2 protein-coding genes are annotated in these 2,806 nt (G+C 38.7%); both read right to left on the bottom strand.

What is annotated here, in order from left to right; translation table 11 throughout:
* Positions 1–337: 337 nt before the first annotated feature.
* The gene (locus DSOL_RS25820) at positions 338–1,180 is read right to left on the bottom strand and encodes a TetR/AcrR family transcriptional regulator (protein WP_075367561.1); all 843 of its coding nucleotides are present in this window, start codon (positions 1,178–1,180) and stop codon (positions 338–340) included.
* Positions 1,181–1,808: 628 nt separating this feature from the next.
* Positions 1,809–2,777: an alpha/beta hydrolase family protein gene (locus DSOL_RS25825; protein ID WP_170871630.1), complete on the bottom strand. Its 969-nt coding sequence runs from the start codon at positions 2,775–2,777 to the stop codon at positions 1,809–1,811.
* Positions 2,778–2,806 lie beyond the last annotated feature (29 nt).

A 2,806-nucleotide genomic window follows, 5' to 3' on the forward strand; every position in this document is an offset into this window, starting at 1 on the left:
TAGAAGTGGCTAATAGCCTTTCTAATAGACTCTTCTTCATTCCGTGCTGGGATTACAACAGATAATGATGGATAACTAATCTCCTTATCGAAACAACTAGTACCACTAAAAACTGGTTTCCTTCAAAATAAACGAATTTATCCAGTCCAACATGACCGCAGGTGCTTTCTTTGTCGACTGCGCTACCCATTAACCCTTTCCCCATGTGGCCGGCTTTCTCGACCTCGGAGTACTAGAACAAATCCAAATTCCTGATGCAATACCATCAGCCTTCCTCTTTTTCGATTGTCCAGCCTTACCTGATATATTTCTTTACAAGTTTCTGATCAAAGCGAATTTACTCCTTAATCTTACGGTGTTTATAAACTTCATTGCTCTGGAGGTGATCCTTAAGTTGATGCTTTGGTTCTTGGTCACAGGATACACCAAGAAAAAATATGTCGAGGAGTCCGTCCACAAACTGCTCATTTTCAAAGAAAGGCTGACGCTTTAATAGATATTGCTCAAAAAAGAACCCCATGACCGCTCCCCAGAAAACCCTCTGCATTAGCAAAGGATCCATATCTCTAAAGATACCTTTTTTTTGTAAATCTTTTATAAAGATAACTGTGTGGTTATTGAATAATTGTTTACCGAATATGTCAATGAGTTCAGGGTAATTTTCGCCATCCGCCACCAACATACGAAAAAAACCAGTCCATTTTGGTTCGGCTAGTATTTTCAGAAGAGATTTAGCACTTTTCCGGTAGTTATCTTTATAGTCCTTTTCGCTGAAGTCCTTAAACAATCGGGTGGTTATTTCCATAGACATTTCACTTACAATAGCTCTATACAACTCCATTTTACTGGGGAAATATTGATAAATATAGGCAGTAGTATACCCAAGATTTTTGGCTATGTCCTCCATGATGGTTTTGCTATATCCTTTTTGGCCGAATATCTCAAGTGCACCTTCAATAATCCCTGAACGTTTGGCATCACTGAATGGATTTTTATGCTTTATTTTTGCAGGAAGCTTGGTGGCTTTGAATATTTCCTCCTTAGTCTTAAAATAATTGTAAAGATTACTCTTGGACATCCCAACATTTGCGGCTATTTCATCAACTGTAGTTTTCTTATAGCCTTTTTCTACAAATATATTAATAGCTGCCTTTATAATTAAGTTCCTTTTTTCTTCCATTATAATGAATCCTCATTTCCGTACAGTTTTTTATGTTTAGTGAATGAACGCGGCATAATAATAATTATTATTATAATTTTCCAATTTCACTACAAAAGTCATGCTGCAGCTTCGCCCATTGACCGAACATATCATATATTAATAATAAGTGTTTAGTCAAGAATAATCATGAATTATTACAATTTTTTATAATTCATCATCGCAAACGAGGATACCCCTTCGTTTGCGATGATGAATTATAAAGCTTGACTTTGAGAGGCCTTGGAAATTGATTTTTTATTAATTAAGCTAAAATTACAGATTTAACATGTTTTCTCACTTATAAAAACTTTTTATTTTAAAAATTGGATATTAAGTACCATTTGTCAAAAGCAATTAAAACTAATCTCCATCTCTTAATTGTAAATTAACTTTTTGTCAAAGTAGATTTTTAGACTTTCCTCAAAAAAAATTCAATGCTCAATTTAATCTTCAATAATTTAAGTCTTATATATTGTTATCTCTACGATATCGTAAATGAACTCCAACTCCGCTTATAAGATAAAGGGGTTAGTGGTACGTTTTCACCTACCCCTTTTCGAAAAAGAACTGAATTTGGCCTAATTGAGCTTAGGGCCATACAGGGGTGTCAGATATAACAGGCTCGTTCACGGCCTGTCCGTCGCTCCACAACCCCAAAAACGCTGGTTTGAGGTGTCGTCCAGACAATAGTCACCGTCTGTACCGAAGAAGGCGAGGCGTAGTTGAAAAGGGCGGTTGCCCACTTCCAGGCACCATAATAGTCAATGGCATCCAGCACCTGATTGTTGACATCGCTGTGAACTGAGGAGATATCATTGGTATCCGGCGATCCATGAGTATCGGATTTGATTAAAATCCAGTCCCTTAGACTGGACGAAATCTGAGTGGAATTGTTCCAAATATACCTGCTGGGAATGTCCTCAACCGTTGTATCCTCACTGCTCACCAACGTCAGCATATAAGTATCGTTAGCAATCTGACTGTAATCCCGGTAGGGAACCCCGTCATCGCTGCCGTCAAGATTCCTTCCGGCATTCATAGTCATGATGGCTTTGGGCTTGGGAAGGCTCCATGTGGAGTATCTGGAAGCAATGTTGGCAGTTGTTGTGCCACCGGCAGAATGCCCCAAAATGCCGAAATCCATGTTGCCGCTGGGATCGTATTTGGGTTGCGCGTGTGTAGACGGATTTGCAATGATATAATTCATCGCAGCCTTAATAGCATTACCGGCATTGACGTCATAATTATTGGGATCCGTAAACATGTTTTCATAGTACGGCCAGATTACAATGTTTCCTTTTTTAACCAAATGATCAATGAAGTCTTGGTTATTATCGGGCGTTGGATTTAAAGAATAGCCGTGTATAAACGCCAGCACAGGGAGAGTAACGGTTGCTTTGGGTGATGGTTCATATATGATATATTTGTTTACTCCAGATCCAATTGTTTGAGACATTACGCTGCTGTACGTATAGTTTGAGCCCCCGGGCCCACTGGTAGGCTGGGACGGTCCCACGATATCGGCGCCACAGGCAACTCCTGAAAATGATAAAGTCAACAACAATACAAATATCACTACCATTGACTTTTTGAACAAAATTCATT

Source organism: Desulfosporosinus metallidurans (genome assembly GCF_001936615.1).
GTDB lineage: Bacteria > Bacillota > Desulfitobacteriia > Desulfitobacteriales > Desulfitobacteriaceae > Desulfosporosinus > Desulfosporosinus metallidurans.